Origin of the sequence: Sporolactobacillus shoreicorticis, assembly GCF_024125445.1 — a bacterium.
GTDB lineage: Bacteria > Bacillota > Bacilli > Bacillales > Sporolactobacillaceae > Sporolactobacillus > Sporolactobacillus shoreicorticis.
Genome location: NZ_JAMXWM010000106.1, coordinates 1 through 401 on the forward strand (window position 1 = coordinate 1; position 401 = coordinate 401).

At 49.9% G+C, this 401-nt stretch carries 2 tRNA genes; both read left to right on the forward strand.

Annotation, left to right across the window (positions count from 1 at the left end):
- Positions 1-38: 38 nt before the first annotated feature.
- Positions 39-115 (forward strand) — tRNA-Ile (locus NIE88_RS22210).
- Positions 116-123: 8 nt separating this feature from the next.
- Positions 124-199 (forward strand) — tRNA-Ala (locus NIE88_RS22215).
- The last annotated feature ends 202 nt before the right edge of the window (positions 200-401 follow it).

The window sequence follows — 401 nt, forward strand, 5'->3', positions numbered from 1 at the left end:
AATTTTGAGGGATACATTCCTTCAGTACATTTTGGTGGGGGCCTATAGCTCAGCTGGTTAGAGCGCACGCCTGATAAGCGTGAGGTCGGTGGTTCGAGTCCACTTAGGCCCACCATTTTTTGTGGGGCCTTAGCTCAGCTGGGAGAGCGCCTGCTTTGCACGCAGGAGGTCAGCGGTTCGATCCCGCTAGGCTCCACCATTAATTATGTCTATTACGGCATCATGAACCTTGAAAACTGGATAACGAAAGCAATGAATGAACGTCAAGAAACTGATCCTAATGTGACGGATGAGGAGCAAGAAGATCGAGAAAGCGCAGTTACCGAGAACCGGAATGTAGATTATCTACATGAGGATCACAGGGAACAAGCCGACGAAGAGATTCGCCGCTCATCAGCCGT